10 protein-coding genes are annotated in these 13,356 nt (G+C 66.5%); 3 read left to right on the forward strand and 7 right to left on the reverse strand.

Translation table 11 applies throughout. The annotated features are described in order from the left end of the window. Window positions 1-140: 140 nt before the first annotated feature. From GA0061099_RS03320 to GA0061099_RS03335, 4 genes are all read right to left on the reverse strand, one after another. On the reverse strand, window positions 141-386 hold the full coding sequence (locus GA0061099_RS03320) for a DUF6894 family protein (protein WP_036003604.1): 246 nt from the start codon (window positions 384-386) through the stop codon (window positions 141-143). Between the two features lie 162 nt (window positions 387-548). Next, on the reverse strand, window positions 549-1,136 hold the full coding sequence (locus tag GA0061099_RS03325; RefSeq protein ID WP_036028315.1) for a hypothetical protein: 588 nt from the start codon (window positions 1,134-1,136) through the stop codon (window positions 549-551). A 114-nt stretch (window positions 1,137-1,250) separates the two neighbouring features. Continuing rightward, window positions 1,251-2,237 (reverse strand): acrylyl-CoA reductase (NADPH), encoded by a 987-nt coding sequence (gene acuI / locus GA0061099_RS03330; RefSeq protein WP_036028317.1) that lies wholly within the window; start codon window positions 2,235-2,237, stop codon window positions 1,251-1,253. Window positions 2,238-2,279: 42 nt separating this feature from the next. After that, window positions 2,280-3,533, reverse strand: coding sequence for an MFS transporter (locus tag GA0061099_RS03335; RefSeq protein ID WP_036028320.1), 1,254 nt, complete (start codon window positions 3,531-3,533; stop codon window positions 2,280-2,282). 350 nt (window positions 3,534-3,883) lie between these two features. Here GA0061099_RS03335 and nadA point away from each other — a divergent pair, with 350 nt between their 5' ends. From nadA to nadC, 3 genes are read left to right on the forward strand one after another with little or no spacing between them, the layout of a single operon-like run. Then, complete coding sequence (gene nadA, locus GA0061099_RS03340) at window positions 3,884-4,990, forward strand: quinolinate synthase NadA (protein ID WP_036028322.1); 1,107 nt, start codon at window positions 3,884-3,886, stop codon at window positions 4,988-4,990. A gap of 11 nt (window positions 4,991-5,001) precedes the next feature. Beyond that, complete coding sequence (locus GA0061099_RS03345; protein WP_036028327.1) at window positions 5,002-6,606, forward strand: L-aspartate oxidase; 1,605 nt, start codon at window positions 5,002-5,004, stop codon at window positions 6,604-6,606. A 10-nt stretch (window positions 6,607-6,616) separates the two neighbouring features. Further along, window positions 6,617-7,495, forward strand: coding sequence for a carboxylating nicotinate-nucleotide diphosphorylase (gene nadC / locus GA0061099_RS03350; RefSeq protein WP_036028328.1), 879 nt, complete (start codon window positions 6,617-6,619; stop codon window positions 7,493-7,495). A gap of 107 nt (window positions 7,496-7,602) precedes the next feature. Here the strand turns inward: nadC and GA0061099_RS03355 are convergent, their stop codons facing one another. From GA0061099_RS03355 to recN, 3 genes are all read right to left on the reverse strand, one after another. Then, entirely contained in the window at window positions 7,603-9,051 is a 1,449-nt protein-coding gene (locus GA0061099_RS03355; protein WP_036028330.1) for a cell wall hydrolase, read from the reverse strand. A 310-nt stretch (window positions 9,052-9,361) separates the two neighbouring features. Then, window positions 9,362-11,515 carry an NAD-dependent DNA ligase LigA gene (gene ligA / locus GA0061099_RS03360; protein WP_074447531.1) on the reverse strand — a complete coding sequence of 718 codons (2,154 nt, stop codon included), beginning with the start codon at window positions 11,513-11,515 and terminating at the stop codon, window positions 9,362-9,364. A gap of 164 nt (window positions 11,516-11,679) precedes the next feature. Then, window positions 11,680-13,353, reverse strand: coding sequence for a DNA repair protein RecN (recN, locus tag GA0061099_RS03365; protein WP_036003579.1), 1,674 nt, complete (start codon window positions 13,351-13,353; stop codon window positions 11,680-11,682). Window positions 13,354-13,356: the final 3 nt, after the last annotated feature.

Below are 13,356 nucleotides of genomic sequence, written 5' to 3' on the forward strand. Positions count from 1 at the left end.
CATTGCCCAAAAAATGAGCTTCTCACATTCCGATTTGGTTAACGAAATCCCTCGCAGAAATACGGACTTTGCACGCTAAATGATTGAGCGCGAAAGGAAACGATCCCGTCATAGTTGTAAATTGCAGCTTCAAGTCGGAGCTAGGACGCTTTACATCCGATGGCCTCGCCGACGAGGCTGATTCGAAAGACCGGCTGCTTGTCCTCATCGAGCAACTCCATGCACCACTCGGCGTTCGGCTTCAGGCCGCGCGCGATGCCGCTGAGCAGATTGGCGCACACCTCGGTCATCTCGGTCCAGGCGGCTGCGCGATCCTCGAACTCGTACGGCAGGTCGGCGGCGCCGGAATAACGGCCGGTGCTGATGCGGAAGAAATAGAGCGACATGGTTGAACCCTTGCGTGGGACCGCCCCCCGGCGCGCGCAAACTGCGGCCCGAACAGCTACCAAGGCATGAAAGCCGCCGTCCGTATGACTACGGCGCAGGCGGCTTGATGTTCGATGATGCCTTCGACGATCAATGGCGCGGGTTGTCTCGCGCAGACGAACTCACTGCGTGGAGCGGCGCAGCTCCAGCGGTCCCTCGTTCTTCGCCGGCTCGGACTTCACCGGCTCGAGCCGGCTGCCCTCGACACGCGGCGTCTCGACGCGCGCGGCTACCTCGGTGGTCGAGGCGGCGACCGTGCCGGTGTGCTCCGGCTTGTGCAGCGAGCGCGGCCGCGCCGCAGCGCGCGCCATCAGCATTTGGTTGCCGCCCTGGTGACGGAAGTCGCAATAGGCGAAGCCCATGCCCGACACCGAGCCGCGGAAGCTGCGATCGTCGGTCTTTTCGAGGTTGAAACAGGGCTCGAACGGAATGCCCTTGATCGAGGCGCAGACGTTCTGGCCGCGGATCTGGAGCGTATTGCCGGGAAGTCGGAGGTGCTTGACCGGGCCCGAGCCCGAGAATTGCACCGCACCGGCGGCGCCGAGATCGTCGAGGATGCGGCCTGCACCGCGGGTGCCGTCGAAACAGGTGAAGGCGAACACCTTGCCGGCCACGAAGCGGCGCGCCTCGTCGGCGTTCATGCTTCCAGCGATGGCCGGCGCAAACGTCGCTGCCGCCGTGACAGCCCCCAACACAATACGCGCAAGCATGCTCAACTCCGAACCAACCCCCGCAGCGGGCGATGCCTTTATCTCTTTACCCGCTGCTTACCATACGAACCATGGCGAGATTGAAGCAGCTTGGTTGGTAAAGTCTGAACGCCGTCAGACAATTTTTACCACGACGCGGCCGCGAACCTGGCCGGCGAGGATTTTCGCGCCCCAGCCCTGAACCTCGCCGAGCGAAATTTCCTCTGTGATTTCAGTCAGTTTGGTCCGATCCAGATCGGAGGCCAACCGCTGCCAGGCGGCCTTCCTTGGCTCGATCGGGCACATCACCGAATCGATGCCGAGAAGGCACACTCCGCGCAAAATAAACGGCGCCACCGAGGACGGCAGGTCCATGCCGGCGGCCAGGCCGCAGGCCGCGATCGCGCCGCCATATTTCGTCATCGAGAGCAGGTTGGCGAGGGTGGTCGAGCCGACGCTGTCGACGCCGCCGGCCCAGCGCTCCTTGGCGAGGGGTTTTGCCGGGGCCGACAATTCATTGCGATCGATGATCTCGGCAGCCCCCAGCTGCTTCAGGTAGTCGGCCTCGGAGGCCCGCCCGGTCGAAGCGATGACGTGGTAGCCGAGCTTCGAGAGCACGGCGATCGCGACCGAGCCGACGCCGCCGGCAGCGCCCGTCACCACGACCGGGCCGCTCTTCGGCGAGATGCCATGCTTCTCCAGCGCCAGCACCGAGAGCATCGCCGTGAAGCCGGCGGTGCCGATCGCCATGGCATCGCGCGCCGATAGCCCTTGCGGAAGAGCGACCAGCCAGTCGCCCTTCACCCGCGCCTTCTCCGCATAGGCGCCGAGATGGGTCTCGCCCATGCCCCAGCCGGTGCAGACGACCTTGTCGCCCGCCTTCCACTGCGGATGCGAGGAGGCTTCGACCGTGCCGGCAAAATCGATGCCGGCGATCATCGGGAAGCGGCGCACCACCGGCGCCTTGCCGGTGAGCGCAAGGCCGTCCTTGTAGTTCAGCGTCGACCATTCGACTCGAACGGTGACGTCGCCCTCCATCAGCTCGGTTTCGTCGAACTGCGCGAGCTGCGCGGTGGTGCCCTTGTCCGCCTTGTCGATCCTGACAGCCTTGAATGTGGCCACGACTGAACTCCCTGACTTTGTTTGTCGGGGATGTTTAGCCGATCAGGCGGGCTGCGCAACCGCCCGCTGAACGGGTTTTTCCACGATCGGAAGATTGATCAGCGCCGAGAGCACGCCGAACAGGATCGAGAGCCACCAGATCGGCGTGTAGGACCCGAACTTCTCGAACACGATGCCGCCGAGCCAGACGCCCAGGAAGCCACCTACCTGATGGCTGACGAAGGCAAAGCCGTAGAGCGTCGCGAGCCAGCGCGTTCCGAACATCAGCGCCACCAGCGCCGAGGTCGGCGGCACCGTCGACAGCCAGGTCAGGCCGGAGATTGCACCGAACGCGATCGCCGAGAACGGCGTGATCGGGAACGAGATGAAAGCGAGGATCGCCAGCGCGCGCGTGAAGTAGATGGCCGAGAGGATGTAGCGCTTGGGAAGGTAGTTCTGGAGATACCCCACGCTCAGCGATCCGATGATGTTGAACAGGCCGATCGCCGCGATCACCCAGCCGCCGGTTTGTGCGGTGATGCCGCGATCGACCAGGAACGCCGGCAGATGCACGGTGATGAAGGCGAGCTGGAAGCCGCAGGTGAAGAAGCCGAGCACCAGGAGCACGTAGGAGCGATGACCGAAAGCTTCGGCAAGCGCCTTGGTGATGGTCTGGTCATCCGCGGGCGTTGCGCTGTTCACGCTTGTCACCGGCGGCGTCGAGAGCGCCAGCGACAGCGGGATGATCAGCAGCATCAGGAAGCCGAATACGGAGAGCGCCTGCTGCCAGCCGAAATTGTCGATCAAGGCAACGCCGATCGGTGCGAACAGGAACTGCCCGAATGAGCCCGCGGCCGTGCCGGCGCCGAGCGCGATGCCGCGCTTCTCCGCGGGCAAGAGCTTGGTGAAGGCCGACAGAACCAGATTGAACGAACAGCCGGCGAGGCCAAAGCCGATCATCACCCCGGCGCCGATGTTGAGCGACAGTGGCGTCGAGGAATAGCGCATCAACAGCAGCCCGCCGGCATAGAGCAGCGCGCCGACGCACATCACCCGGAACAGGCCGAAGCGATCCGCGACCGCACCGGCGAACGGCTGGCCCAGTCCCCACAACAGATTCTGCACGGCGATGGCGAGGCCGAACACGTCACGGCCCCAGCTGAATTCGTGACTCATCGGCTGCACGAAGAAGCCGAGCGCCGAGCGCGGACCGAAACCGAGCATGCCGATGGCACAACCACAGAGGATGATGACGGCCGGGGTACGCCAGTTGGAGGAACGCGAGGCCGGAGCGAGCTCGCCGATCTGTGTCGACATGGTTGTCCTCGTCTTGTCCTTGGCGGAGCCGCAAATCAGCAGCCGCGGGACAGCCCGTTTAATGCATATGCATGAAAATCCCAAGGCCAAAACGATTGCATTCCACGAAGAGCTGACGCGGGAGCATTGCGTTTCAATCTGACCTCGCCTGGCAGGCGCGCAGTGACGGGAATGTGTGGGGCAGGCCCTAGCGGCAAGCAGCGACGCGTGCTATGTTCGATCTACTCAGGTTGAGCATATGCCGACCGCAGCGACGTTCGCCCGGCCTCCTAGGCCGGATTTCTCGGGTCCCATATATTCTCAAACTGAGCATAACGCCACGCATAATTGGCCACACTTGGGAGGCTTCAATGCCGATCACTGCAATTTACGGTCGCGACGACTTTGCCAACCGGCCGCAAGGCCAACCCACCGTCTCCCCGCGCCCCGTCCCGGTGCCTCCGGGACCGACATGGCCGATGCCCTCCCTAGAATGGACGCCGGCGGTCGAACGCGCCACTGCGCCGCTCTATAACCGCGTCAAGCACGTGATCCCGTCGATCGAATGGCCGCTGATGGCGCCGACGATTCACGCGATCAACGAGCTCAAGCGCGCGCGGGGCGCGGTCATCCTCGCCCACAACTACCAGACCCCGGAGATCTTCCACTGCGTCGCCGATATCGGCGGCGACTCGCTCCAGCTCGCGGTCGAAGCCACCAAGGTGAAGGCCGGCATCATCGTCCAATGCGGCGTGCACTTCATGGCGGAGACCTCGAAGCTGCTCAATCCGGACAAGACCGTCTTGATCCCGGATTCGCGTGCGGGCTGCTCGCTCGCCGCCAGCATCACCGGTGCGGACGTGCGGCTGCTGCGGGAGAAGTTCCCCGGCGTGCCTGTTGTCGCCTACGTCAACACCTCGGCGGAGGTGAAGGCCGAGGTCGACATCTGCTGCACGTCCTCGAACGCGGTGCAGGTGGTCGAGAGCCTGAACGCCCCGACCGTGATCTTCCTGCCCGACCGATACCTCGCCACTTACGTGGCGTCGAAGACCTACGTGAAGATCATCGCCTGGAAGGGCGCCTGCGAGGTGCACGAGCGCTTCACGGGCGAGGAGCTGCGGAGCTTTCGCGAAGCCGATCCGTCCGTGCAGATCATCGCGCATCCGGAATGCCCGCCGGACGTGCTGGCGGAAGCCGACTTCACCGGTTCGACCGCGCACATGATCAACTGGGTACGCGCGAAGCGGCCGCGGCGGCTCGTCATGATCACGGAATGCTCGATGGCCGACAATGTCCGGGCCGAGCTGCCCGACGTGGAGATGCTTCGCCCCTGCAATCTCTGCCCGCACATGAAGCGCATCACGCTCGCCAACATCCTGGAAAGCCTGCTGACGCTTGGCGAGGAGGTGACGATCGACCCCGCGCTCGCGGAACGCGCGCGGCACTCGGTCGAGCGCATGATCAATCTGAGAAATTGAGGGCGAGCAACATGCAACACGACATCCACGACCTCGCCAGCACCGACAACGTCGTCATCGTTGGCGGCGGCCTTGCCGGACTGTTCTGCGCGCTCAAGCTCGCGCCGCGGCCAGTGACCTTGATCTCTGCGGCCCCGCTCGGGCACGGTGCTTCCTCGGCATGGGCGCAAGGCGGCATCGCGGCGGCCGTCGCCGAAGGCGATACGCCGGAGGCACACGCTGCCGACACCGTCGCGGTCGGCGGCGGCCTCGTCGACGAAGCCGTTGCGCTCGGCATTGCGCGGGAGGCTGCGCCGCGCATCCACGATCTTCTCGCCTATGGCGTGCCGTTCGACCGCGATCTCGACGGCAGGCTTGCGGTCGGACGCGAAGCTGCGCATTCCGCGAGTCGCATCGTGCATGTGCGCGGCGATGGCGCCGGCGCCGCGATCATCGCGGCCTTGAGCGAGGCCGTGCGCCGCACGCCCTCAATCCGCCTGATGGAAGGGTTCGTCGCCGAAGCACTGCTGACCGAGGACGGCGCGGTCACTGGGCTTCAATTGCGCGAGGCCGGCAATCCTGCGGCACGGCCGCTCGTGCTCGCCTCACGCGCGGTCGTGCTTGCGACAGGTGGGCTCGGCCATCTCTACGCCGTCACCACCAACCCGTCGGAAGCGAGCGGCTCGGGCCTTGCGATCGCCGCCCGCGCCGGCGCCGTGATTGCCGATCCTGAATTCGTGCAGTTCCACCCGACCGCCATCATGGTCGGCCGCGACCCGGCACCGCTCGCCACCGAAGCCCTGCGCGGCGAAGGTGCAACGCTGATCAATGGCAACGGCGAGCGCTTCATGAGCGCCCGCCACCCGCTCGCGGAGCTCGCGCCCCGCGATATCGTGGCCCGCGGCGTGTTCGCCGAGATCGCGGCCGGGCGCGGCGCCTTCCTCGATGCGCGACAGGCGCTGGGCGCGCGTTTCGCGACGAGTTTTCCGACCGTGCATGCGAGCTGCATCGCTGCCGGCATCGATCCCGCGGCGCAGCCGATTCCGATCGCGACGGCCGCGCATTACCACATGGGCGGCATCGCGGTGGACGCGCGCGGTCGCAGCTCGATCGACGGTCTCTGGGCCGCCGGAGAAGTCTCCTCCACGGGCGCGCATGGCGCCAACCGGCTTGCCTCGAATTCCCTGCTCGAAGCCGTCGTCTATGCCGCCCGCATTGCCGACGACATCGCCGGCCGCACCGTGCCCCCGCCGGCACGCCTTCCCGAGTCTTTGGTGACACCACGCGCCGGCACGCCGGATGCTGCGGAGGTGAAGCGGCTGCGCGCAATGATGAGCGCGCATGTCGGCGTGATCCGCGACGGTGATGGGCTTGCGCAAGCCGTGCGCCATTTCGTCAGGCTCGAGCGCGAGGCCGGACGCAGCGTCCTCGGCAACATGGCGATTTCGGCCCTGCTCGTCGCCGCTGCGGCCTGGACGCGGCGCGAAAGCCGCGGTGCGCATTGCCGTTCCGATCATCCGGCCGAGAACCCAGCGCTGGCGCAGAGAACGATGACCACACTCGCCGCGGCGCGCGAGGTCGCGGAGAGCCTCGACGAGCGCCCGCGGCCACGCCTTGCGCAATCCATGATCGCCTGAAGGAGGCCCCATGATCACCCCGACCTCACTGCTCTATCCCGATGCCTTCCTCTCGCCGCTCGCGATCGAGGCGGCCGTTGAGCGCGCGCTCGACGAGGATCTCGGCCGCGCCGGCGACATCACCTCGCTGGCGACGATCCCGGAGGCGACGCGCGCGCAAACCATCCTGGTCGCGCGCCAGTCCGGCGTGATCGCCGGATTGCCGCTGGCGCTCGCGACCTTGCAGAAGCTTTCGCCCGAGATCGAGGTGCGCGCACATGTCCGCGATGCCGCGCGGGTTGCGCGCGGCCAGCACGTGCTGACGATCTCGGGCCCGGCGCGCGCCATTCTCACGGCGGAGCGCACCGCGCTGAACTTCGTCGGCCGGCTGTCGGGCATCGCCACGCTCGCCGCGGACTATGTCGCCCGCACCGAAGGCACCAGGATGCGCATCTGCTGCACGCGCAAGACCACGCCGGGATTGCGGGCGCTGGAGAAATACGCGGTGCGCTGCGGCGGCGGCTTCAACCACCGCTTCGGGCTCGACGATGCGATCCTGATCAAGGACAACCACATTGCGGTGGCCGGCGGCATCCGCCCGGTGCTGGAGCGCGCCCGCGCCCATGCCGGCCATCTCGTCAAGATCGAGATCGAGGTCGACACGCTGGCGCAGCTGCGCGAGGTGCTCGAGAGCGGGATGGCCGATGCGGTGCTGCTCGATAATATGGACCTTGCGACGCTGCGCGAGGCGGTGAGGCTCAACGCGGGCCGCGTCGCGCTGGAGGCGTCCGGCGGCGTCACGCTGGACACGATCGCCGCCATCGCGGCCACCGGCGTCGACTATGCGTCGGCCGGCGCCCTGACGCATTCTGCGCCGAATTTCGATTGTGCGCTGGACATCGAGGCGTGATGGCACCTCTCGCGTCATGGCCGGGCTTGTCCCGGCCATCAACGTCATGCGTTACGAAGAACGTGGATGCCCGGGACAAGCCCGGGCATGACGATCACTTGTAGGCGCTACCGCCGCTCGCCCAACTCCGCGGAGCTCTTGGCTTCCTGCGCGAGCGCGGCGGAGAGCGCGGCGGTTTGCGCCGGCGTGCCCCAGCTCGGCAACTCGCTGCCGTCGCCCCAATTGCGCGGCCGATAGAAGGTGTGCACGCCGGTCTTGTACAGCTTCTTCATCTCGGCGACCCAGGACGGGCGGACCCAATAGGCATGGTAATGCGTGGACTTGCCGACCTCGGGCAGCCAGATCTGTCCGTCGAGCATCGCCTTGGAGATCTTCTTGGCGCGCTCCCACATTTCGGGCTCGCGGATCACGTCGGCATTGTTGTCGCAGGCGAAGGTGAACTGGCAGGCCAGGTGACGGTGCTTGTTCTGGTAGACCGCGCCGCACACGGTGTCGGGATATTTGCCGGAGAAGACGCGGTTCATCACCACTTGCGCCACCGCAATCTGGCCGCGCACGGCTTCGCCGCGGGCCTCGAAATAGACGGCTTCGGCAAGACACTTCTCGGACTTGGCGCGCGACTTGTCGTCGAGCGCGAGTCGCTCCGCCGGCGACTTGCCGCGCTGGTTGTCGGCGTTGACCTCGCCCTTCGGCGCGACGCTCTCGCCGCTCTCGATGTCCTTGGCGATCTCCGCCGTCGGCGGGGTCAGCGAGGCCGTCACCTTCATGTCGGGGTCGGGCATCACGATCAGCGGCTCGGCGCCGGGCTGCCAGCTCTCGATGGTCTCGAGATTGCCGCCCAGCGAGGAGCTGCCGAAGAACAGGCTCGATGTCTTGACGCTGAAAGGATCGCGCGCGGGAACAGCCGGCGCCGTGGCGCGCTTCAGCGCTTCTAGCGGCTGCACCGCGAACGCGCGCGCAGCCTCGCTCGCCTGCGGCGGATTGGAATATTGCGGCAGCGGCGGCGCGCGCATCGCCTCCTGCAGCTCGGGATCGAGCGGGGCCGCGGATTCCGGCGACATCGCCGGCGGCAATGCGGCGGTCTTGGCGCCGAACACCGAGCTGTTCGAGGTCGCGGGATCTTCCTTGGCCGGTGCTGCAGCCGGCGCGGCCGTCTCAGGCGACTGAGTCGGCGGGACGATTGCGAGGCGATCGCCCTTCAGGGCGCGATCGACCTTGGGAAAGTCGGATGCGTGGTAGCGCGGCGGTGCCTGAAGCGCCGGATTGCGGCGGATTGCGCCGGTGACGTCGCCGCCGTCGAGGCTCGCGAGCCGAACCATCGCGCTCTGCGGAACCGAGGTGCCGATGGGGCGGGAAAAACTGTAGGTGGCAAGCTGTATCGAGGACGCAGCGGAGAACACCTGCTTCTGCCACCGCTCGGCGACGCCGGGTTGGCGCGCCAGCAACGAGGCAATGTCCTGATAGCCGGTCTCTCTCGGCATCAATGCGAAGATGCAGAGACCGATGCCGAAGGACGCGAACCGCGCGCCCTTCGGATGGTTACGCAACACAGACATCGATACGCTCACGCTACGCTTACGCTGGTTCGATCGAACTCAGTACATCCGTGCAATTCGATCTTTATTGTGAGTATCCAATTTAGGTTGCCGGGGCGTTAATCGGCGTTGCGCAGGCGGCACACTCAAGCGAATGCAGGTGTTTTCACGGGGCGACGTCGCGCATTGGTAAATGCGGCCTCACGTGAAGCGGTAAACATCGGGTCAACGCGAATGGTGAAGGAACTCTTGCGCCCCGGCGTACCATCACGGGAAGCTGTTGGGGGAGCGCCTGTGCGATGACGACGGTTGCGAGGGGCCAACGCGCCCCTCACTCGGCGATCAGCTTCAACCACTCGTCTTCGGTCAGCACCTTGACGCCGTGCTTGTTGGCGTCCGCGAGCTTCGAGCCGGCGCCGGGGCCCGCGACGACGAGATCGGTCTTTTTCGAAACCGAGCCCGACACCTTGGCCCCGAGCCGCTCGGCCGTCGCCTTGGCTTCATCCCGTGTCATCTTCTCCAGCGAGCCCGTGAACACCACGGTCTTGCCGGCGACGGCCGAATTGCTCTTCGGCTTCTCGGCGTCGACGATCTCGACCTCCTTGGTCAGGCGTTCGACAATGCCGCGATTGTGACTCTCGCCGAAATAATCGGCGATGCTCTTGATCACGGTGTCGCCGATCTGGTCGAGCGCGTCCATGTCCGCGATCGCCTCCTCGTCGCCCTTGCCAACCTTGAGGCAGGCATCATGGAAGGCGTCCCACGAGCCGTAGCCGCGCGCCAGCGCCAGCGCCGTGGTCTCGCCGACATGGCGCATGCCGAGCGCGAAGATGAAGCGCTCCAGCGCGATTCTGCGCCGGCTCTCGATGGCGCCGAACAGGTTGCGCACGGAGGTCGCGCCGTAGCCTTCGATCTCCTCGAGCTTGAGTTTTGCGTTGCGCTTCTCCAGCGTGAAGATGTCGGCGGGCTCCTTCACCCAGCCCTCGTCGAAGAAGTACTGGAGCTGCTTCTCGCCGAGGCCGTCGATGTCGAAGGCCCGCCGCGACACGAACAGCTTCAGATGCTCGATCTTCTGGTAGGGACAGGCGAACTCGCCGGTGCAGCGGGCGCGCGAGCCCTCCTCGCCCGTCGCCGTCTCCTCGCGCACGACGTCGGTGTGCAGCGGACACGGGCACTTCTTCGGGAAGTGGAATTCCCTGGCGCTCTTCGGCCGCTTGTCGAAGACGACGTCGACCACCTGCGGGATGACGTCGCCGGCGCGCTGAATCACCACGGTGTCACCGATCCTGATGTCGCGCCCCTCGCGCAGCACCTCGCCCTTGTTGCCGATGCCCCTGATGTAGTCCTCGTTGTGCAGCGTGACGTTCTGCACGATGACGCCGCCAACGCCGACCGGCTCGAGCTTGCCGACCGGCGTGAACGAGCCGGTGCGGCCGACCTGGATCTCGATGTCCCGCAGCACCGTCATGGCGCGCTCGGCCGGGAATTTGTGCGCGATACCCCAGCGCGGCGTGCGCGAGACGAAGCCGAGCCGCTCCTGCCAGTCGATGCGGTCGATCTTGTAGACGACGCCGTCGATGTCGTAGTCGAGCCGCGCGCGCTGCTCCTCGATCGCATGATGAAAGGCGAGCAGTTCCTCGACCGAGTGACAGAGCTTGGTGAGCGGATTGGTCTTGAAACCGCAGCGCTCGAACCAGCCGATCATGCCGTTCTGCGTGTCTTCCGGCATCGCGCTCATCTGCCCCCAGGCATAGGCGAAGAAGCCGAGGGGACGGGAGGCGGTGATGGTCGGGTCCTTCTGGCGGAGCGAGCCCGCGGCCGAATTGCGCGGATTGGCGAAGATGGTGTCGCCTGCCGCCTTCTGCCGTTCGTTGAGCGCCAGGAACGCCTTCTTGGTCATGTAGACTTCGCCGCGCACCTCGCAGATGTCGGGGATGTTGCGGCCCTTCAGCTTCTGCGGCACGTCTTCGAGCGTGCGGATGTTGGCGGTGACGTCCTCGCCAACCGCACCGTCGCCGCGCGTCGCGGCGGTGACGAGCTCGCCGCCCTCATAGCGCAGCGACATCGAGAGGCCGTCGATCTTCGGCTCGGCGGAGAAGCCGATCTTGTCGTCGTCGAGCTTCAGGAAGCGCACGATGCGGCCGACGAAGTCGCGCACGTCCTCCTCCGCAAAGGCGTTGTCGAGCGACAGCATGGGCACGGCATGCGGGACTTTCTTGAAGCGCCCTGACGGCGCGGCGCCGACCTTCTGCGAGGGCGAGTCCGCGGTGACGAACTCGGGAAAACGCGCCTCGATCGCGTTGAGGCGCTGGCGCAGCGCGTCATATTCGGCGTCGGTGACGGTGGGCGCGTCCTCCTGATAGTAGCGCTCGTTGTGCCCCTCGATCTCGAGGGCGAGCCGCTTATGCTCGACCTTGGCCTGCGCCTTGGTGAGCTCGACGACGTCGCGTAGCGGTGTTGCTTTGGATTTTGCTGCTCTGGCCATGGCGCTTGGATACGACGGAGCGGGCGGGAGGGTAAAGGCTTGTGGAAATCTCGTGCCCCGGACGCAGCGCAGCGCTCCTTCAGCGGTGCGCTGCAGAGCCGGGGCCCATGTCGCGGCAGGCATTCTGGGTCCCGGCTCGCGCTACGCGCGTCCGGGACACAAGCCTAAGCCGTCGCCGCCTTGAGCAGCCGTTCCGCCGCAGCCCTCGCCTCGGCCGTGATCTCGGCGCCCGCGAGCATGCGGGCGATCTCCTCGCGGCGGTGGTCGGCGGCGAGCGCATTGACGCGGGTGGCGACGCGCTTGCCCTTGTCGAGGGCGTCCTTGGAGATGAGCAGGTGCTGGTCGGCGCGGGCGGCGACCTGCGGGGCGTGGGTCACAGCCATGACCTGGACCTTGCCGGCCAGCCGCGCCAGGCGCCCGCCGATGGCGTCCGCAACCGCACCGCCGACGCCGGTGTCGATCTCGTCGAAGACGAGCGTCGGCGCCGAGCCGCGGTCGGACAGGACGACCTTGAGCGCGAGCAGGAAGCGCGACAGCTCGCCGCCGGAAGCGACCTTCATCAAGGGCCCCGGTCTGGTGCCCGGATTGGTCTGCACCCAGAACTCGACGCGATCGAAACCTTGCGGCCCGGGCGCAGCCTCGTCGGTCTCGACCTGGGTCATGAACCTCGCGCGTTCGAGCTTGAGCGGGGCAAGCTCGGCATTGACCGCCTTGTTGAGCTTCTCGGCCGACTTCTGCCGCGCCAGCGACAGCTTCTTGGCGGCCGCCGCATAGCGGCTGTCCGCCTCGATCGCGGCCTGCTCCAGCTTCTTCAAGCGCGAGGCGCCGGCATCGATCAGGACGACGTCGGCGGCGTATTTGGCGGCCAGCGCGGCGAGGCCGTCAACCGGGGTCGAATATTTGCGAGACGCCGCACGCAAAGCAAAAAGCCGTTCCTCGATGCGCTCGAGCTCGGCCGGATCGAAATCAGTTGCGGCCAGCGCCGCCTGGAGATGCTGATCGGCCTCCTCCAGCGCGTTGATCGCCGCGTCGATTGCCTTTACCGCGGGCTCGACCAGCGCCGGCGAGTTGACGCCGCGGCGCTCCAGCCGGCGCACCGCCGCCGAGAGCGCGGCAACCGGCGAATGATTGCCGCCGACCGCCTCCTGCGCCTCGCGCAGGTCGGAGGCGATCTTCTCGCCCTGCATCATGGTGGTGCGGCGGGAAGCCAATGCGGTTTCCTCGCCGTCCTTGGGCGCGAGCTGCTTCAGCTCGTCGGAGGCGTGGCGCAGATAATCGGCCTCGCGCGCCGCGCGCTCCATGGCGGCGCGATGCTCCTCCAGCGCGGTGTTGGCGGTGCGGCGCGCATCCCAGAGCGCTTCGACGGCCGCGACGTCCTTCTCGAGGCCGGCAAAAGCGTCGAGCAGGCGGCGGTGGGTGGCGGCATCGACCAGCGCGCGCTCGTCGTGCTGGCCGTGGATCTCGACCAGGGCGGTGCCGACCGCCTTCAGCGTCTGCACGCTGATCGATTGGTCGTTGATGAAGGCGCGGGTGCGGCCGTCGGCGAGCTGCACGCGCCGGAGAATCATCTCGCCGGTGTCGTCGAGGCCATTCTCGGCCAGTATCTTCGTCGCAGGGTGATTCTTCGGGACATCGAACACGGCCGTGACCTGCCCCTGCTCCGCGCCGTGACGCACGAGGCCGGCGTCGCCGCGGCCGCCGAGCGCCAGCGCAAAGGCATCGAGCAGGATGGATTTGCCCGCACCGGTCTCGCCGGTCAAAACCGCGAGGCCGGAGGCGAATTCGATATCGAGCCGTTCGATCAGGACGATGTCACGGATCGACAGACGCGCCAGCATGGA

This window comes from Bradyrhizobium yuanmingense, assembly GCF_900094575.1.
Lineage (GTDB): Bacteria > Pseudomonadota > Alphaproteobacteria > Rhizobiales > Xanthobacteraceae > Bradyrhizobium > Bradyrhizobium yuanmingense.

What these genes read in the sequence shown, in the direction of transcription:
- GA0061099_RS03320 (WP_036003604.1), bottom strand. Translation starts at nt 386, where the DNA reads ATGTCGCTCTATTTCTTCCGCATCAGCACCGGCCGTTATTCCGGCGCC.
- GA0061099_RS03325 (WP_036028315.1), bottom strand. Translation starts at nt 1,136, where the DNA reads ATGCTTGCGCGTATTGTGTTGGGGGCTGTCACGGCGGCAGCGACGTTT.
- GA0061099_RS03335 (WP_036028320.1), bottom strand. Translation starts at nt 3,533, where the DNA reads ATGTCGACACAGATCGGCGAGCTCGCTCCGGCCTCGCGTTCCTCCAAC.
- nadA (WP_036028322.1), top strand. Translation starts at nt 3,884, where the DNA reads ATGCCGATCACTGCAATTTACGGTCGCGACGACTTTGCCAACCGGCCG.
- GA0061099_RS03345 (WP_036028327.1), top strand. Translation starts at nt 5,002, where the DNA reads ATGCAACACGACATCCACGACCTCGCCAGCACCGACAACGTCGTCATC.
- nadC (WP_036028328.1), top strand. Translation starts at nt 6,617, where the DNA reads ATGATCACCCCGACCTCACTGCTCTATCCCGATGCCTTCCTCTCGCCG.
- GA0061099_RS03355 (WP_036028330.1), bottom strand. Translation starts at nt 9,051, where the DNA reads ATGTCTGTGTTGCGTAACCATCCGAAGGGCGCGCGGTTCGCGTCCTTC.
- ligA (WP_074447531.1), bottom strand. Translation starts at nt 11,515, where the DNA reads ATGGCCAGAGCAGCAAAATCCAAAGCAACACCGCTACGCGACGTCGTC.
- recN (WP_036003579.1), bottom strand. Translation starts at nt 13,353, where the DNA reads ATGCTGGCGCGTCTGTCGATCCGTGACATCGTCCTGATCGAACGGCTC.